Below are 16,710 nucleotides of genomic sequence, written 5' to 3'. Positions count from 1 at the left end.
GGTCGCAAATGATCACCTCTTTATATACAGTTGTTCTATATAGTTTAACTTTATAAATGTCAATTGTATAGTTGAACCGATCAGACCGTTATTCACTGTTGGAGTTCCCGCTTGAAATGACATATTCCTTATTTCTTGAAGTGGGAGACTTAAGCCAATTACACTGCGATAAAGTACCTAATCTTTGATAAACTTAGAAAACATATAAAGGAGCATTAGTTATTGCTGGCCTATATGCTCCCTATGAGTTTACTCTCTACATGGTTTTTCTGTTATTCCGGCGGTATTCAATGCTACACTAGGATTGATTATTTTTTTATGAAAAGGAGCAAGTTATGGAAATTAAACATATGATTTATTTTATTGAAATTATCAAGACAGGCAGTATGACAAAAGCTGCAGAAAATTTATTTATTTCACAGCCAACAATTAGTAAATTACTGCGAGATTTAGAGGCTGAATTAGGTGTGGAATTATTTGACCGGCATAAACGACAGCTAATGCTTACCGATGCAGGCAAAGCCTTTTTGGAACAAGCCAAGGAAATCGTGCGATTATATAAGAACTTGCCAACCGAGATGGATAACTTATTGGGATTAAGACAAGGTCATATCAAGATAGGTTTACCGCCGATAATGAATGTCAACCTGTTTATACATATTTTAGGGGAATTTCATGAGCGGTATCCAGATATCACCTTTCAATTAGCAGAGAATGGCAGTAAGAGAATTGAGGAAAGTATTATCAATGATGAGGTGGATATCGGGATCACGGTATTGCCGACCGATACAGATAAGTTCCATCAATTCTTTTTGTTAGAAGAACAGTTAAAATTAGTTGTTCCTCGCACACATCGCTTAGCTAATCGAGAAAAAATTGATTTTGCGGAATTAGCAGAAGAAGATTTCATTCTGTTTAACAAGGATTTTGCCTTAAATGATCGTATTATTGAAGCGTGTAAGACAGCTGGTTTTATTCCAAAGGTAATTGCAGAAAGTTCCCAGTGGAATTTCATTGAGCAGATGATTGTATCAAACTTAGGTGTCAGCATTCTGCCAGCTAGTATTATCGATATGCTTCATAAAAATATCGTCAGTGTCGAACTCAACAATCCTTCAATATTATGGCAACTGGCTATCATCTGGAAGAAGAACAGCTATACCTCCTTTGTTACTAAAGAATGGCTGAAGTTTATTCAAGAACAATTAATGTTGCAACATGATAATGAGCAGGAGTGATGGCGTTATCATAGATTTTATCTATAGGTGCAATGAAAAATAACTATTTTTATTATCAATCCATCCGTCTTATGATAAGAAATGTAGCAAAAAATAAAGTAAACGAATGGAAGGAACGAGTGTTAGACATGAATAGTTATAAACATCCAAATGAAAGCAGAGTAGTTAGTACTGATCAAGTATTAGTAAATGATCTAAATAATTATAATACACTTTTTGGAGGTGTATTAATGAAAAAGCTGGATAACAATGCGACCATATCTGCCAGAAGACATGCCAGAGTAAAAGAATGTGTGACTGCTTCTACCGACTCTATCGATTTTCTTCATCCGATTCGCCAAACCGATTCGGTATGTATTGAGTCGTTCGTATCTTATACAGGTAACACCTCGATGGAAATCTTCTGTAAGGTGATTGCAGAGGATATGATGACTGGAGAAAGAAAAATTGCGGCCACTGCATTTCTTACTTTTGTGGCTTTAGATGAGAACAAAAAGGCTCTTAAGGTACCACATATTGTTCCGGAATCAACAGAAGAGAAATTTTTGTACGAATCAGGTGAGAAACGTGCGGCCATGCGTCGTAAAAGAAGAGAGCACAGTAAAGAGTTAACACAAATTATCGGTCTTGAAAAACCATGGGAAAGAAGTGATATCTATGTTTGCGAGTCTAAATAATTTGTATCAAGCAGAATCAGAACTGCGAAGACTCAGCCGTAACTATATTGGACTATATGAACGATTAAAACATGTCGTAAGTTTGACCAGACAATTGCAAATCCCTTATAAGTATTTAGGAGAAGTATTGGTAAAAGGGGAGGCAGCAACTCCGCCTCCTTTCATCCGTGACTCGGTACTAGAGCTTTATCTTGGGGAAGTACAGCAATTAAAAGAAGATGAGGATATTGATCAACTGCTTCGTATGCTTAATGAGTCAGAGCAGATATCTTATTCACAGGTATTTCTGTTAGTGCTCGGTGCCAAGCCAGAGTTTATTCAAGTTAATACGATAATAAAATAAGAGATGGGTCAGGCAGATCATGCTAAAAAAGTGATCTGCCTCCATTTTCAAGAATTATTTATATTCGTTTGTGCACGGAATTGTGATCGCGCAAGAAAGCTTTTTTCGAGGCGATGGGCGAATATCCCTCCCACGATGGCTAAGATAATATCCTTCGGCAGAGGAACAGCGAGCCATATCCAAACTAATGCATAAGTTAATCCTTCTGGTGCCTCAAACCACACTTGATAAGCCAAATACATCCAATTTGCCCCAATTGCATAGTTAAGTATTAAGCCTAATAGAGAAGCGCCAAGATAAACAGGCAGTTTGCGGTTCTTCTCTGCGATTTTTCCAATAATAAATGCAATAATCGGATAAGACAGAATAAATCCAAATGTCGGTGCCAGTAATGTAGAAGGTCCGCCGCTAAATTGGGAGAAGATAGGCGCTCCTACTAAACCAAGTAACATATAAACAAGCATAGATATCATACCTAAGCGGCTGCCAAGCATTAAGCCAGCAAGAAGTGCAAAGAATGTTTGTAATGTAATAGGCACTCCGCCGATTACCATAAATGGTGCGATTGATGTAATGTTGGCCCCAATCGCCATTAATGCTACAAAGATAGCACCAATTGATAGATCGAGGGCTGTTAATCCTTTTTTCGTAGACATATTGATTCCTCCTCTTTCAATAGATTAATAGCAGATAGAATAATTGTCAACTATTATTTTGTTTGGTTAACAATTAAAGAAGGGTTGCTGGCCTTCTGTATTTCCCGTAAACTAGTAGATAAAAAGGGAGGCGTTCTCATGAAATTTGATTTGCACAATCACCATTATCGCTGCGGTCATGCAGAGGGAAATATTGAGGATTACATAAAAGCGGCTATAGAACGAGGGCTAAGCTATATCGGGATAGCTGATCATTCTCCTTATTTCTATAGTGAAGAAGATCAATTATATCCGGGCATTGCGATGGCAAAGAGTGAATTTCCTAATTATGTGAAGGAAGTACTGGACTTAAAGAAAAAATACCAAGGCAAAATTCATGTATTGTTAGGAATGGAAAGTGATTATTTTCCGTCATATGAAGAATTGTATCAAAAGATGTATAGTCCGTATCCTTTTGATTATATCATTGGTTCGGTCCATTATGTCGAGGGTATTAATATTTTTGCAAGGGGACGCTGGAATGGTCTCAATGAAGAGGAACGTATAGCGGAAAAGGAACTTTATTATAAACTAATTCAGCAGTCAGCAAGAAGCGGCCTTTTTCAAATATTAGGTCATATTGATGCGATGAAAGGCTTTTACCCAAAGTTCTCTCAGATTGAGACTCCTATTATTGAAGAAACGCTGCAGGTGATTGCTCAGGAAGGTGTAGCAATTGAAGTAAATACCTCCGGCAAAATGAAAGATTGTGGCGGCTGGTATCCGTCTCATGAAATTTTAGAGCGTGCTTGTTATTACGGTGTCGATATTTCCTTTGGCTCAGACGCACATGTACCAGAGCGAATTGGAGATGAGTATGAGGAAGTCCAACAGACTTTAAGGGAAATTGGTTTTAAGGAAATGGTTTACTATGTGGAAAAGAAAAGACGGGCGGTAAGTTTATAGGGCAGATGAGGCTCTCGAAATGGGTGTCTTTTTTCTGGAAAAGTGAAAGCTAATGTAACATGCTGTATATGACTGAAAAAATGCGTGAGATGTCAGGTATATGATCAATTAGATACTGATTTATTGTGTCATTGTTCTATTTGTTGTACTATTTTAGGAAGAAAACTAATTTGGAAATTTGATGGATATTGTGAATCAACTATTAACACCTTTGAACAAGCATATGATATCATGGATGCCGTAAACAGAAAAAGTGAAGGATTAGTGTTTGCCTGTTTTTTACTTCCAATCGATTTTTAGAAAAAGGTGGGTGGGAAGAAATTTTTATTCTGCCCTAGGAAATCATCGAACATCAAAAGATACTACACTGAAACTGCAGCTAATATGATAAGATAACGGAACGGATTAAAGGAGGGGACAAGATGAGTCATAAAGTACGCATTGCGAACACTGATTTAGTAGTGAACCCAATAGGATTAGGCACGAATGCAGTTGGAGGCCATAACCTATATCCGAATTTGGATGAGCAGCAGGGAATGGATATGGTGCGTGATGCCATTAATCATGGTGTTGATTTTTTGGATACAGCATTTATTTATGGACCGCGCTATTCAGAGGAACTAGTAGGGAAAGTTGTCAAAGAGATAGGGAAACGTCACGACGTAGTGATTGCAACTAAAGCAGCCCATAATTTTGTTGATGGTGAAATGCGAATGGATAATTCTCCGGCATTCTTAAAGCAATCCGTTGATGAAGCATTAAGACGCTTACAAACCGATTATATTGATTTATTTTATATTCATTTTCCTGATGAAGACACACCAAAAGACGAAGCAGTTGGAGCTTTGAAAGAGTTGAAGGATGCAGGGAAAATTCGTGCGATCGGTGTGTCGAACTTTTCACCGGAACAATTAAAAGAGGCTAATAAAGATGGTTATGTCGATGTACTTCAAGGGCTGTATAATTTAATGCAGCGTGAGGCAGAGCAAGAATTTTTCGACTATACCAAAACCAAGCAAATTTCCTTTGTTCCGTTTTTTCCACTTGCTTCTGGATTGTTAGCAGGTAAGTATAAGGAAGATACTACGTTCCCGGAAGGTGATTTGCGTAATAATCAAGCTCATTTCCAAGGCGAAGCATTCCGTGAGAATCTCGCCAAAGTAGAAAAGCTTCGAGAAATTGCTAGTCAGAAGCAAGTGGAAGTTCCTCATTTAGTATTGGCATGGTATTTGGCTAATGATGCCATTGATGTAATTATCCCTGGTGCCAAGAATGGCAGTCAGGTACAAAGCAACTTACAAACATTAGATGTTACTATTTCAGAGGCAGAGTATCGAGCGATTAGTGATATTTTTGCTTAATGGTAAAAGGAAATGACAGAGATAACAGATGGCTGTCACTGAATAAGCAGGTTACAGCCGTCTGTATGTTTATAAGTGAGAGAGAAAGAATCTTGGTTTTATCATTTATTTTTGAGAAAGTTACCTGCTACTGAGACAAATTCTTTAAGAGGCGTTTATTTTATTACTCTATCTCATCTGCCAATACTTGAATCTCTGCCTCAGAAAGTCCGGTAGCTTGTATAATTGCTGAGCTATCTATACGTTGTAGCAATAACTGGCGTGCAATCTCTCTTTTTGCTTCGTTGCGCTATTTTTCCAGACGCTAGCGCAGATTTTTCCCGTTCTTTTTTTGTACCTCTTGATTTATCTTTTGTAATCCTTTTACTTCTTCTTCTAATTCTTCTAATTTTTTGCGCCCTATCTCCAACAACTCCCGATCCCGCTGCACCGATTGTTCATCCATAATCTGTTTGAGGCGTGCTTCGTAGGCTAAGCGTTCTTCCGGGTATGACTGAGATCATCCCAGGATATGATTGCCTTGTGTAAAGATTCATCCTGCATAGCGATTCCCTCCAATTCCTGATAGATATCATCATAGAAGTGATTTTTACGTTTATCAACTACACCTAACAGCAACAGCCAGCCACTTAACAGATTTTCCCATGGGTCAAGTTGTTTCTTTTGCCATGCCTTGATCAGCTTTGATATACAATGAACGTATGTTCTTAGGTAAAGGAAAATTTGTTTTGAAAAAGCATTACCTATCCTTGAAAATAGGTAATGCCTTCTTGTTTGATTATTAGAGATTGTTCAAAAAATCCGATAAAATGACGCAGCGAATTTATGTGTCGGTACAAGTAGAATTTCTGATATGATTGCTCATCTTGTATAAGTAATAAAGAGAGTAACACTTTCTGTGTAGAGCCGTTACTCAAAACTACATCGGCTAAAACTTTTGAGGCATATCATATTGCGAATTTAACCGAGGCTGATCCTTTTTACCAAACTTTTTTAACATACATTATTATCTATCAAACTCCGTTAATTCGACTGTGCGATTTTCTTGCCAAGATTTTCTGGCAGCAAGGGCTAACAGTTCTGCCTGCAGCCCATCTTCAAAGGTTGCTAAGACTGGTCTGTCGGATAAGATGGATTGGGCAAATTCATTGATTTCTGCGATATATCCTTCGTTATAACGCTCTAAGAAAAAGTATTTGGGTTTATCTTCTGTAACTGTCAGACTGGTACTGATTTTGACATTGGTCGGTTTTTCGTTCTCTACTTGCACCATTCCTTGATTACCGAAGACTTCAATACGTTGGTCATAGCCGTATACCGCTTGGCGGCTATTATCAATCACACCTAATGAACCGTCAGCAAATGTAATTGTAATAATCGCTGTATCCACATCCTGATTACGGCTGAATTTCTCATCTACTAAAGAGGCTGCCTTTACAGTAATATTTTGGACAGGCTGACCTGATAGATAACGGATCATATCAAAATCATGGATAGCCATGTCGATAAACAATCCTCCAGAACGCTTGATATACTCTTCCGGTGGAGCTTCTGGATCGCGTGAAGTAATCTTAATAATATGTGGTGTACCAATCGTGCCTTCTCTTACCACGTCATAAGCTTTACGGAAATGATGGTCAAAACGGCGGTTAAAACCGACTTGAAATTTCACGTCATGTTCTTTTACGGTTTCTAATACGCTGCGTGTCTTCTCGATATCGAAGCTGATTGGTTTTTCACAGAAAATATGTTTCTTGTTTTGTGCAGCTTTTGTGATGAAATCAATATGTGTGTCTGTGCTGGAGCAGATAAATATGGCATCAATTTCCGGATCATGAAAAATATCGTCCGCCTCGTTCGTGATCACAGGTACAGCTTGTAAGAATTCGATGTCTTTGATGTGATCCGTATATACGTCAGAGATGCCTTTTAATTGATAGTTGTCAGATAATAAGATGTTACGTGCATGCAGTTGACCAATACGTCCTGCACCTATGATGCCTACGGTTACTTTACTCATGCTGGTACCTCCAAGTTATCAGAATGATAAGCTGTTTACACGGTGTAAACAGCTTGGGTGCTGTATAATACAATTTTTATGATGCAGCTTTATTTGCTGAACCAAATAACTGGATTTTTTCTGTAACCACCTTTTCGATAGCTTTCATACCTGTTCCTAAGATATCAGGCGGGCTGTACAGAGCCGGGTTATTCGTTAATAATTCACGGATAGTTTGAGCCCATGCTTGGTTACACTCGGTATTTACATTGATTTTGGCATGGCCGTATGCAATGGTTTTGACAATTTGATGATCAGGGATACCGGAGCCGCCATGAAGAGCAAATGGAACTGCCTGCAGGTGATCAGAAATTTCCTTCATTAAATCAAAGGCAAGTTTTGGTTCACCTTGATAGGGACCATGTACAGAACCAAGTGCTGCTGCTAAAGCATCAATACCTGTTGATTCGACTAATTGATAGCATTCATTGGGATCGGCATATTTGATCCCAGAGGTTACCCCGTCTTCCGTACCGCCAACTGAACCGATTTCAGCCTCTACAGAGACATGGTGCCTTTTGGCATAATCGACTACTTCTTTGGTTTGGGCAATATTTTCTTTCAACGGAAGTTTCGATCCGTCATACATAACAGAGCTGTATCCTGCGTCGATTGCTTCTTTACATCGTTCAATAGTGAAGCCATGGTCAAGATGTAAGACAACAGGTACCGTGATCTTCATTTCTTCCACGATTTTTTTTGTTGTTGTAGCGATGAGCCTAAGACCGCCAAGGTAATCTACAATCCGATCGGTTGATGCCAATATTACGGGTGCATTCTGTTGTTGTGCGGCCCGTAAAATGGCTTCTACCCATTGGAAGCTGTTTATATTAAATTGTCCGATAGCATAGTTGTTTTTCTTTGCTTCAGGGAGCAGGTCTTTTAGGGAGACAAATACCATAACTTTCACCTCGTTTTTTCAGGAGTCATTACTTCAATAATTTGCTGTCAATATATTTTCGCGCAATGAGTGCGTATTCTAATGGGTGGGCGATATCTGGATCTTGTTCTGCTTCGACCACGATCCAGCCTTGATAGCCGACTTCTTGTAATGTATCATATACTTTTGTGAAATCGATGATCCCATCACCTGGAACGGTAAACATACCGGCTAGAAAGGCATTTTGGAAGGATAAGCCTTCCGTTTTTGCTTTCTGCATTACTTCTTGGCGAATATCTTTAAAATGGACATGCTTAATTCGGTTGATATACTTTGCTAATAAAGGCATATACTCTTCGTCAGAGGCATAAATATGGCCTGTATCGTAGAGCAAGTGAACATGTTCTGGGTCGGTGGTGTCCATTAAACGGTCAATTTCTGCTAATGTTTGTACACCAGTGCCCAAATGGTGATGGTATACCAGCTTTAGTCCATACTCATCCGCAACTTGGCTAAGCTGGTTTAATCCGTCGGCGAGTAATTCCCATTCCTGGTCAGTAAAATGCGGTTTCTCGGTAAAAATGTTATGGCTTAACCCCTGAATGCTGTATGTTTGTTCAGATACTACTGCTACCGCAGCCTGTACATTCTGTAAATATTGACAGTGTTCACGGAAATCGGAAATGGCCTGTTTGATACCATCTCGAATGATAAAGCTAGAGAACCATTTACCGGCGATTTCTAAGTTGCGGAGCTGTAGCTCTTTATTAAGTGTTTGTGCATCGGGAAAGAATCCACCTACCTCAGTGCCGTCAAAACCTGCGACAACGATATCACTTAACAGATGGGACAATGTATTATCCTTTCCTATCGAGGGAATATCATCATTGCGCCAGCCGATCGGGGCAATGCCCCATTTTATCTGCTTATTTACCATCTTCTCACCTCATCCGTTATCAATATTGTCTGGCCTCTTGGCGTACACGCTGTTTATCATCATAAGCTTTTTGGACTTTTTCGTTGTCAGACACCTCAGCTACACCAACATTCCACCACGCTTCATAGCCTTCTGTCATGGTTTTTGGCAATACCTTCATTTCTATTAGTGTAGAGGTATCTTGTTTTTTGGCATCTTCTATAGCGGCCTTTAATTCTTCGATCGTGTTGGCGCGATATGCCTTTGCACCATAGGCTTCCGCTATTTTGGCATAGTCGATATTTAGAATTTGGTTATCGGCTGTTCGGAATTCCGTAAAGAAGCTGCCGCTACCATGTTCCATTTGAAGATTGTTAATACAGCCAAAGCCAGCGTTGTCGAACAGCATAATGTTGATTTTTTTCTTATATTGAAGTGCCGTGATAAATTCAGAGTGGAGCAATAAGAAACTGCCATCTCCAACCATAGAATAGACTTCTCGATCTGGTGCGGCTATCTTTGCACCTAGTGCACCGGATACTTCATACCCCATACAAGAATAGCCATATTCGACATTGTACGTATTTTCCTTAGACGGATGCCATAATCGCTGCATATCTCCTGGCAGGGAGCCAGAGGAGGTAACCACAATCGCATCATCCTCAATGGTTTCATTAATCGTATATAGTGCCGTTGTCTGGGCAAAAGTAGTGTTTAAGGCATCGGCATATTCGTTGAAAAGTGCTTGTGAAAAATGATCCTTTACTTCAGGTACAAATGCGTCTCGATCAAATGTTACACTGCCAAGCCGTTTGCGCTCTTGATTCCAGACCGCTTTTAACTCAGCGATACGAGAACCGAATAAAGACTGGTAATCACCCAGTGTTTTTTCTAGCTGTTCAAGGCTAGCACGGGCATCCGCAACTACTTGGAAGGCATCTAGTTTATAGGCTTGAAAACGACTAACATTAATATTTAAAAATGTAGTGTTGTCAAAATCAAATGCTGTTTTTGAAGCCGTTGCAAAATCTGTGTAACGTGTGCCGACCCCGATAATTAAATCAGCTTCTCTTGCTGCCTTATTAGCAGCTAGCGTACCGGTAACTCCTATACCGCCTAAGTTGTTTAGAAAATCTGCAGACACAGTTGCTTTTCCGGCTTGTGTTTCTACTAAAGGAATATTATGTTTTTCTGACAGACGAGCTAACACTTCTCCTGCCTGTGAGTATTTGGCACCGCCACCGACTAGAATAACCGGCTTCTTACTGTTTTTAATCAGATCTGTCGCCCCGCGCAGTTCACGTTCTACCGGTGTTTTTCGATCTAGATAGTGAACTCGTTTTTGAAAGAAGGAGGCATCATAATCAAACGCTTCTCCCTCTACATCCTGACCGATGCAAATGGTTGTTGGCCCTGCTGTTGCTGGGTTTGTCATCACTTCAAAAGCACGAATCAAACTAGACATCAGCTGTTCCGGTCTTGTCACACGATCCCAGTAGCGTGAAACGGCGCGAAGTGCATCATTAGTAGAAACATCAGCACTGTATTCATGCTCTACCTGCTGCAAAACAGGATCTGGCTGTCTGCTGGAGAATACATCACCAGGGATAAATAAGACAGGAATATTGTTAGCAAGAGCCGTTCCCGCTGCAGCGGCAAGATTAGCGGAACCTGGACCGACCGATGTGGTTACGGCATAGATTTGCTGGCGGAGCTTTTGTTTACTGAAAGCTATTGCAGCATGTGCCATCCCTTGCTCGTTTTTCCCTTGATAGATATTCAGGCCGTCGCCATATTGTTCAAGTGCTTGCCCAATTCCTAATACATTTCCATGTCCAAAGATATTAAATACCCCGTCCACAAACCGAAATTCTTCGCCATCGACATGTATATATTGCTGTTTTAAGAATTTAACCAACGCTTGCCCGGTTGTTAAACGAATTTTTTTACCCATACCATCTAACCTTCTTTCTTATTTGATCTTTGATCAACTGGCGGCGGGGAGAGAAGGCCCGCTGACAGTTCTGTTTTATTTCGTTTGTAAGTTGAGAGATTTCGGATGTTAACACCTTGATAAGTCTTGCTTTATTTAGGAATGCTCTTTAATCAGCTGTTCGATTTCTTCTACTGTAGGCATTGCCTCGGAGGAACTGTGTTTACTGACAACGATCGAGGCAGAGGCACTGCCGAATTTGAGGGCTGTTTCATAGTCTTTTCCTTTCACTAATGCATAAAGAAAGGCAGAGGCATAAGAGTCACCAGCACCAAATGTTTTTAAGACCTTTGTTTTATAAGCCTGCCCATGATGAATCGTACCATCTGGTTCATAAGCATAAGAACCATCGACCCCATGTTTGATGATTACCAATTCTGCACCATGTGCAAAAAGGTGGTTAACGGTAGTCTGATTATCGCCTGTTTCACTTCGGTTCTCCATCACATCATATTCATCTCGCGTTCCGATAATAACATCAGCTAATTCTGCTGCTAACGAATAGTAGATCGAAGTTTCTTCTTGGGATTTCCAAGTGTAGCCACGATAATCTAATTCAAAGATAACTTTCACATCGTTTTTCTTAGCCAAGCTGATCGCCTTAAAGACTGCTTCACGGGAAGGACTCAATGCCAATGCTGTACCAGAAACAAGCAGAATCTTGGCCTTTTTAATATATGCTTCGTTTACTTCTGAGGGCTCTAAATAAAGGTCTGCTACATTATCACGATACATAAGAATGCTGCACTCTTCAGGACTGAGAATTTCCGTAAAGGCTAAGCCTGTTTTTCGTCCTTCGGTGTCAAATACCATGTTAGAAGTGTCCACGCCTTTGTCACTCATATATTGTTTAATAAAATTTCCATGTTGATCTTGAGGGATTTTTCCGATAAAACCAGCTTTTAGTCCAAGTTTTCCGCTTCCGATCGCTATGTTGGCAGGGGAGCCGCCAACATATTTCGTAAAAGTCATCGTTTCTTCCATGGGACGATTATATTCATTTGCATTCAGGTCAATACATGCACGGCCGATCGCAATAATGTCAAACTCTCTATTTTGATGAAATGTAAGTGCCATTGCTTTTCTCTCCTTTAATTAGATTTATCGCAGTGTAACTGGCTATAAGACTCATAAGGAAGCATGTCATTTCTAAGAGCCAGTAACGGCACGATTGGCTTAACTAACATTCAGTGAGGGATGATGAAACCAGACTAAGTTTGCGACGTCGTGTCGCAGCGTCTGCATTAGCACGTTCTGTGCGCCGAAAAACCCCCACTGAATGAAGTTTCACTTTATGGTCGATCAATAATCCATTCGTGATCTTTCTCATTATAAAACTTCCAAATACGTTCTGGTCCAGCCATAACATTGAGATAGTAAGAGGCATAGCCATCTGGCACACCTACAGGGTGATATCCTTTAGGAACGAGTACGACATCTCCATTTTCTACAGCCATGGTCTCGTCTAAGGAACGATCTTCCGTGTAGACACGCTGGAAGACGAATCCCTGAGGCGGATTCATTTCATGATAATAACTTTCCTCTAAGAAGGATTCTTCTGGCAGGTTATTCTGATCGTGTTTATGAGGAGGATAACTGGACCAGTTTGCTGTTTCCGTAAATACTTCCACCACCAACAGACTATTTGCTGATGGATCCGCATCAGGCAAAATGTTGTGTACTAGGCGTTTATTATTATATTTTCCGCGGTGTTCGACACCATTGTCGGCTGCCTTGATTAATTTAGTTGGCAGTTCCTTAAGAGAAGGTGCATAACATAGAGCAGCACGAGCCTTGGTATTAGCGGTTATCGTTACATATTTATTGTGAGAAATATAGACACTGTCTGTTGGTTTTCTTTCAAATACGGTATCCCGTGTTCCGATTTCTTCAAAACTTTCCTTACCATCAGATACAGTAATTTTTCCAGTTAATGCAACGACACATAGTTCCAAGTTTGTCAGCTGTTCACTGTAAACTCCATTGGGTTCCAGATCTATTACTTTAAAGCCTACATATTCCAGTCCGGAATTCTCATTATTTACTTCATGTACCAGGGTTACGCCATTGGTGATAGATTGATTGGCAGGTTTTCTCAATAATTTGCTCACCATCAGTTCCCTCCTATGTAGAATGATATTGGGATAACGCTTCCAGCTTTATCATGAGGAGAGCATCAGCAAGTCTCGCATTCCTAGTTCAAAGAGCTGAATGGAGAAAAACAGATGCGCTCCTTTATAGCGCGTGTTCAAAATCAACATGTTTTGAAAGGCATCTCTAGTTGTGAAAACTTTAGTCGCCCTCCTGATTTGCTTCATTCGTGCAATCTCTTAGACAGAGTTTTCGTATAAAAAGTTCGCTACCTGGACTTTTTGAACATCTTCTTAATTAAGTAAACTATCAAAACAAAAGTCTATCATTCATAAGTGTTGATCATATCGTAAAAGGTGGTTAGTCCATATACTTAAGAAAAGTCGGGTTCATTATAGCGAGCAGTAACGACCTTTTTGCGAGTGTAGAAATCTACACTGTCTTTCCCATTGGCATGCAATGTTCCATAGAAAGAAGATTTCCAGCCTGAGAATGGGAAGAAGGCCATTGGTGCAGGAACACCTAAGTTGATACCTAACATACCTGCGTCAATATTCTCACGGAAATAACGTACGGAAATAGCACTGGTTGTGAATAGGCAGGCACCATTGGCAAATTCCGATTGATTGGCATATTCGACCGCTTCTTTTAAATTTTTCACTCGTACAATCGATAAAACAGGAGCGAAGATCTCATCTTTCCAGATGGCCATTTCTTGTGTAACACCTTCAAAGATTGTCGGACCGATAAAATAACCATCTTCCAGCTGATCATTGCGTCCATCACGGACAAGTGTAGCTCCTTCTTCCAGTCCTTTTTCAATGTAGCCTAATGTACGGTCTTTTGCTTCATCACGGATAACGGGGCCTAGGAAGACGCCATCATCAAGGCCATTCCCCATTTTGATATGGTCAGAGGCTTCTTTTAATTTAGCCACTAGTTTATCAGCAACCGATTCTTCTACTGTTACAACGGCACAGGCCATACAGCGTTCTCCTGCAGAACCAAAGGCAGCACTGATAATTTCCTTAGTAGCTAAGTCTAAATCAGCATCAGCAAGTACAGTGGTATGATTTTTGGCGCCTGTAAGTGCCTGAACACGTTTGAGATTCTCACTGCCGCGTTTGTACACATATTCACCAACTGGTTTGGAACCAACAAAGGAAACAGCCTTTACAATCGGATGATCTAAAATGCCGTTGACGACATCATGTGCCCCATGAACGATACTGAAGACACCTTTAGGCAAGCCGGCTTCATCTAACAGCTCTGCTAAACGTTCTGCAAGCAGAGGTGTCTTCTCTGATGGCTTGAGGATAAAAGAATTGCCAAGTGCAATCGCCATAGGGAACATCCAGCAAGGTACCATCATTGGAAAGTTAAATGGTGCGATACCGCCAACAACACCGACCGGGTAGCGATAGTTTGCTGCTTCAATATTGGATGCAATAGTAGCCAAGGAATCACCCATCATTAAACTCGGTGCGCCTGCGGCAAATTCTACGTTCTCGATCCCGCGTCCTACTTCTCCCAGTGCCTCGGTGTAGCTTTTTCCATTTTCTTTTGTAATGAGAGTTGCCAGTTCTTCTTGATGATCTAGCAGTAAATTCTGGTATTTGAATAAAATACGTGCCCGTTTCGAAACAGATACTTTTTTCCATTTGTCTTGTGCCTCTTGTGCTTTTTGAGCGGCTTCTTCAAAATCTTCTGTTGTCGAGATTGGTACTTGTGCCAGTACTTCTTGGGTGGCGGGGTTATAGACGTTTTCATAGTGTTCTGCTCTGCTTTCCACCCATTCACCATTAATAAAATTCTTTAATTTCCTTGACATTGATAGTTCCTCCTTAGATATATATAGATGATAGTCTTATAAAACGAGATTTATAGGTTGGAATCATCCTTCTTTGCCATGGAAGTGCAGTTTACGGACGGTTCCACCTGGTTCAAAAGGGATGATATCCTTTTAATCCAAATTAATTCAAATAGCTGCTTATTAGTATAGCAAGGATGTATCTGGACATTTCGTCACTGTCATTCCTGTTACAAGACAAGCGTTCCAAGCATAAGCTGGAACACTGCAAACAATGTGTGATAACGGTTACTTATGCTTTTGATAAAATAAGACTTATCGGGATCATTTCTGTTATCTTCCATTTAGACTTCTTTGCAATCCACCTAGTCTTGGGGGTTGCACCGGGATAAATAAAAGACAGCCCATATCACAGTTGGCTGGACAGGTTAGTTTATCAGCATGGATAGACTGTTAATATCGCCTGAATTACAGTAGTCAGTGAGATGAAGCCTCACTTTATACATTGAGTATAACATAGGATATTCAAAAAGTTAACAATAAAGTGATTAAAAAATGATGTAATTTTGGTTAAGTTTGGTGAGGTGTTTATGTTAAAATAAGTAGTAAGCGTTTTATAGTGATGATGTTATACAGGGGTTGGGTAATTATTGGGTGTTTTGGAAAAGATGATAAGGGATTTACACTTATTATGTCACCAATGTAGAACAAAAAAGGTGAACTGATTTAGGTATAATTAGAAATCAACAGAGCGAAAACTGTTTATTAAAGAAAAGAATTATGAAAATTTGATGAACTTTTGAGTCTGTTCTGGTAAGATAAAAGCAACGCACTTTAATCTGACAAGGAGAATGTCTTATGATGAAAGCACAACGGGTAAATGCCATTTTAGAATATGTGAGACAGCATGGATCGGTATCTTTGGATGAATTGGTCGAGGTCTTTAATGTATCAAAGAATACGATCCGACGGGATGTACAGGAGCTTGCTGACACAGAACAATTAGAAAAGGTTTATGGCGGCGTTTCGATCGCAAAACCACTTACCGTCCCATATCAAGATCGTAAAGTGAAGAAATTCCGTGAAAAACAAGCATTGGCACAACTTGCCGCTCAGTTTGTCAAGGATGGAGATATCATTTTTATTGATTCTGGTACAACAACAGGGGAAATGTTGGAGTTTATTCGAGATAAACATATTACGATTGTGACGAATAACCTTGATTTTACCTTAGAGGCAACAGGCTATCCGAACTTGAGTATTTATTCCACCGGAGGCATGTTTGAGCGTTCGACTCGATCTTATGTCGGAACAGAAAGTGCCGATATTATCCGCAAATATAACTTTAATAAAGCTTTTATGGCTTCTACAGGTCTTTCTTTATCGAAGGGGGTTACCAATTCTTCTCCGTTAGAAACACAGATCAAAAGTCAAGTAATCGAGAAAAGTGAGCAAGTCTTTGTTCTGGTAGATCATAGCAAATTCGGTAAGTACTCACTAACCACTTATTGTGATTTTAAGCAAATTGATTATCTAATCACAGACAAGCAGCCGGATGAGGACTATATCAAACATAGTAAAGAAAATTATTACGAAATTCTATATCCGGAACAATAATCGAAAAGCCATCCTGCGCCAGGATGGCTGTATGTGTAAAATAATACTCGAAAGTGATAAAAAATCCCCTAGCCAAAAAAGAGAAGGTACTCTATCATAAAATGTATGCTTTGCAGGGCATAAT

At 39.9% G+C, this 16,710-nt stretch carries 15 protein-coding genes; 6 read left to right on the top strand and 9 right to left on the bottom strand.

Annotated features, from left to right (window positions below; translation table 11 throughout):
* The first annotated feature begins 335 nt into the window (after positions 1 to 335).
* The 3 genes from cidR to JOD18_RS08750 all read left to right on the top strand — a co-directional run bounded on the left by cidR (position 336) and on the right by JOD18_RS08750 (position 2,258).
* Positions 336 to 1,238, top strand: a complete 903-nt coding sequence (cidR, locus tag JOD18_RS08760; RefSeq protein ID WP_204668579.1) for a cidABC operon transcriptional activator CidR — start codon at positions 336 to 338, stop codon at positions 1,236 to 1,238.
* Between the two features lie 128 nt (positions 1,239 to 1,366).
* Positions 1,367 to 1,915 (top strand): acyl-CoA thioesterase, encoded by a 549-nt coding sequence (locus JOD18_RS08755; protein ID WP_204668674.1) that lies wholly within the window; start codon positions 1,367 to 1,369, stop codon positions 1,913 to 1,915.
* A complete protein-coding gene (locus JOD18_RS08750; protein WP_239588012.1) occupies positions 1,896 to 2,258 on the top strand; it encodes a hypothetical protein in 363 nt (120 codons plus the stop codon). Before JOD18_RS08755 ends, JOD18_RS08750 begins: the two co-directional genes overlap by 20 nt.
* A 47-nt stretch (positions 2,259 to 2,305) precedes the next feature.
* Here the strand turns inward: JOD18_RS08750 and JOD18_RS08745 are convergent, their stop codons facing one another.
* Positions 2,306 to 2,914 (bottom strand): biotin transporter BioY, encoded by a 609-nt coding sequence (locus JOD18_RS08745; RefSeq protein WP_204668577.1) that lies wholly within the window; start codon positions 2,912 to 2,914, stop codon positions 2,306 to 2,308.
* 138 nt (positions 2,915 to 3,052) lie between these two features.
* On the opposite strand from JOD18_RS08745, the gene JOD18_RS08740 reads away from it, so the two are divergent.
* Together JOD18_RS08740 and JOD18_RS08735 are read left to right on the top strand one after the other, a co-directional pair.
* The gene (locus tag JOD18_RS08740; RefSeq protein ID WP_204668576.1) at positions 3,053 to 3,859 is read left to right on the top strand and encodes a histidinol-phosphatase HisJ family protein; all 807 of its coding nucleotides are present in this window, start codon (positions 3,053 to 3,055) and stop codon (positions 3,857 to 3,859) included.
* A gap of 422 nt (positions 3,860 to 4,281) precedes the next feature.
* Positions 4,282 to 5,220 carry an aldo/keto reductase gene (locus tag JOD18_RS08735; RefSeq protein ID WP_204668575.1) on the top strand — a complete coding sequence of 313 codons (939 nt, stop codon included), beginning with the start codon at positions 4,282 to 4,284 and terminating at the stop codon, positions 5,218 to 5,220.
* 304 nt (positions 5,221 to 5,524) lie between these two features.
* Here the strand turns inward: JOD18_RS08735 and JOD18_RS24595 are convergent, their stop codons facing one another.
* The 8 genes from JOD18_RS24595 to JOD18_RS08700 all read right to left on the bottom strand — a co-directional run bounded on the left by JOD18_RS24595 (position 5,525) and on the right by JOD18_RS08700 (position 14,990).
* Positions 5,525 to 5,650, bottom strand: coding sequence for a hypothetical protein (locus JOD18_RS24595; protein WP_275582976.1), 126 nt, complete (start codon positions 5,648 to 5,650; stop codon positions 5,525 to 5,527).
* A gap of 576 nt (positions 5,651 to 6,226) precedes the next feature.
* A complete protein-coding gene (iolG, locus tag JOD18_RS08730; RefSeq protein ID WP_204668574.1) occupies positions 6,227 to 7,240 on the bottom strand; it encodes an inositol 2-dehydrogenase in 1,014 nt (337 codons plus the stop codon).
* A gap of 76 nt (positions 7,241 to 7,316) precedes the next feature.
* A complete protein-coding gene (gene fba / locus JOD18_RS08725; protein ID WP_204668573.1) occupies positions 7,317 to 8,180 on the bottom strand; it encodes a class II fructose-1,6-bisphosphate aldolase in 864 nt (287 codons plus the stop codon).
* 28 nt (positions 8,181 to 8,208) lie between these two features.
* Positions 8,209 to 9,096, bottom strand: coding sequence for a myo-inosose-2 dehydratase (gene iolE / locus JOD18_RS08720; RefSeq protein WP_204668572.1), 888 nt, complete (start codon positions 9,094 to 9,096; stop codon positions 8,209 to 8,211).
* Between the two features lie 19 nt (positions 9,097 to 9,115).
* A complete protein-coding gene (iolD, locus tag JOD18_RS08715) occupies positions 9,116 to 11,029 on the bottom strand; it encodes a 3D-(3,5/4)-trihydroxycyclohexane-1,2-dione acylhydrolase (decyclizing) (RefSeq protein WP_204668571.1) in 1,914 nt (637 codons plus the stop codon).
* Between the two features lie 135 nt (positions 11,030 to 11,164).
* Positions 11,165 to 12,145 carry a 5-dehydro-2-deoxygluconokinase gene (gene iolC / locus JOD18_RS08710; protein ID WP_204668570.1) on the bottom strand — a complete coding sequence of 327 codons (981 nt, stop codon included), beginning with the start codon at positions 12,143 to 12,145 and terminating at the stop codon, positions 11,165 to 11,167.
* A gap of 215 nt (positions 12,146 to 12,360) precedes the next feature.
* Complete coding sequence (gene iolB / locus JOD18_RS08705) at positions 12,361 to 13,179, bottom strand: 5-deoxy-glucuronate isomerase (protein ID WP_204668673.1); 819 nt, start codon at positions 13,177 to 13,179, stop codon at positions 12,361 to 12,363.
* Between the two features lie 353 nt (positions 13,180 to 13,532).
* Positions 13,533 to 14,990 carry a CoA-acylating methylmalonate-semialdehyde dehydrogenase gene (locus tag JOD18_RS08700; RefSeq protein ID WP_204668569.1) on the bottom strand — a complete coding sequence of 486 codons (1,458 nt, stop codon included), beginning with the start codon at positions 14,988 to 14,990 and terminating at the stop codon, positions 13,533 to 13,535.
* Between the two features lie 837 nt (positions 14,991 to 15,827).
* Between JOD18_RS08700 and JOD18_RS08695 the strand changes: the two genes are divergently transcribed.
* Positions 15,828 to 16,586 (top strand): DeoR/GlpR family DNA-binding transcription regulator, encoded by a 759-nt coding sequence (locus JOD18_RS08695; protein WP_204668568.1) that lies wholly within the window; start codon positions 15,828 to 15,830, stop codon positions 16,584 to 16,586.
* Positions 16,587 to 16,710 lie beyond the last annotated feature (124 nt).

The sequence above is a fragment of the Gracilibacillus alcaliphilus genome, from assembly GCF_016909015.1.
Taxonomy (GTDB): domain Bacteria; phylum Bacillota; class Bacilli; order Bacillales; family Amphibacillaceae; genus Gracilibacillus; species Gracilibacillus alcaliphilus.
The sequence above is the reverse complement of the archived record's forward strand: the minus strand, read 5'-3'. Positions and strand labels throughout refer to the sequence as shown.

What these genes read in the sequence shown, in the direction of transcription:
- iolC (WP_204668570.1), bottom strand. Translation starts at nt 12,145, where the DNA reads ATGGCACTTACATTTCATCAAAATAGAGAGTTTGACATTATTGCGATC.
- iolE (WP_204668572.1), bottom strand. Translation starts at nt 9,096, where the DNA reads ATGGTAAATAAGCAGATAAAATGGGGCATTGCCCCGATCGGCTGGCGC.
- fba (WP_204668573.1), bottom strand. Translation starts at nt 8,180, where the DNA reads ATGGTATTTGTCTCCCTAAAAGACCTGCTCCCTGAAGCAAAGAAAAAC.
- JOD18_RS08740 (WP_204668576.1), top strand. Translation starts at nt 3,053, where the DNA reads ATGAAATTTGATTTGCACAATCACCATTATCGCTGCGGTCATGCAGAG.
- JOD18_RS08700 (WP_204668569.1), bottom strand. Translation starts at nt 14,990, where the DNA reads ATGTCAAGGAAATTAAAGAATTTTATTAATGGTGAATGGGTGGAAAGC.
- iolG (WP_204668574.1), bottom strand. Translation starts at nt 7,240, where the DNA reads ATGAGTAAAGTAACCGTAGGCATCATAGGTGCAGGACGTATTGGTCAA.
- JOD18_RS08745 (WP_204668577.1), bottom strand. Translation starts at nt 2,914, where the DNA reads ATGTCTACGAAAAAAGGATTAACAGCCCTCGATCTATCAATTGGTGCT.
- JOD18_RS08735 (WP_204668575.1), top strand. Translation starts at nt 4,282, where the DNA reads ATGAGTCATAAAGTACGCATTGCGAACACTGATTTAGTAGTGAACCCA.
- iolD (WP_204668571.1), bottom strand. Translation starts at nt 11,029, where the DNA reads ATGGGTAAAAAAATTCGTTTAACAACCGGGCAAGCGTTGGTTAAATTC.
- JOD18_RS08755 (WP_204668674.1), top strand. Translation starts at nt 1,367, where the DNA reads ATGAATAGTTATAAACATCCAAATGAAAGCAGAGTAGTTAGTACTGAT.
- cidR (WP_204668579.1), top strand. Translation starts at nt 336, where the DNA reads ATGGAAATTAAACATATGATTTATTTTATTGAAATTATCAAGACAGGC.
- JOD18_RS08695 (WP_204668568.1), top strand. Translation starts at nt 15,828, where the DNA reads ATGATGAAAGCACAACGGGTAAATGCCATTTTAGAATATGTGAGACAG.
- JOD18_RS08750 (WP_239588012.1), top strand. Translation starts at nt 1,896, where the DNA reads ATGTTTGCGAGTCTAAATAATTTGTATCAAGCAGAATCAGAACTGCGA.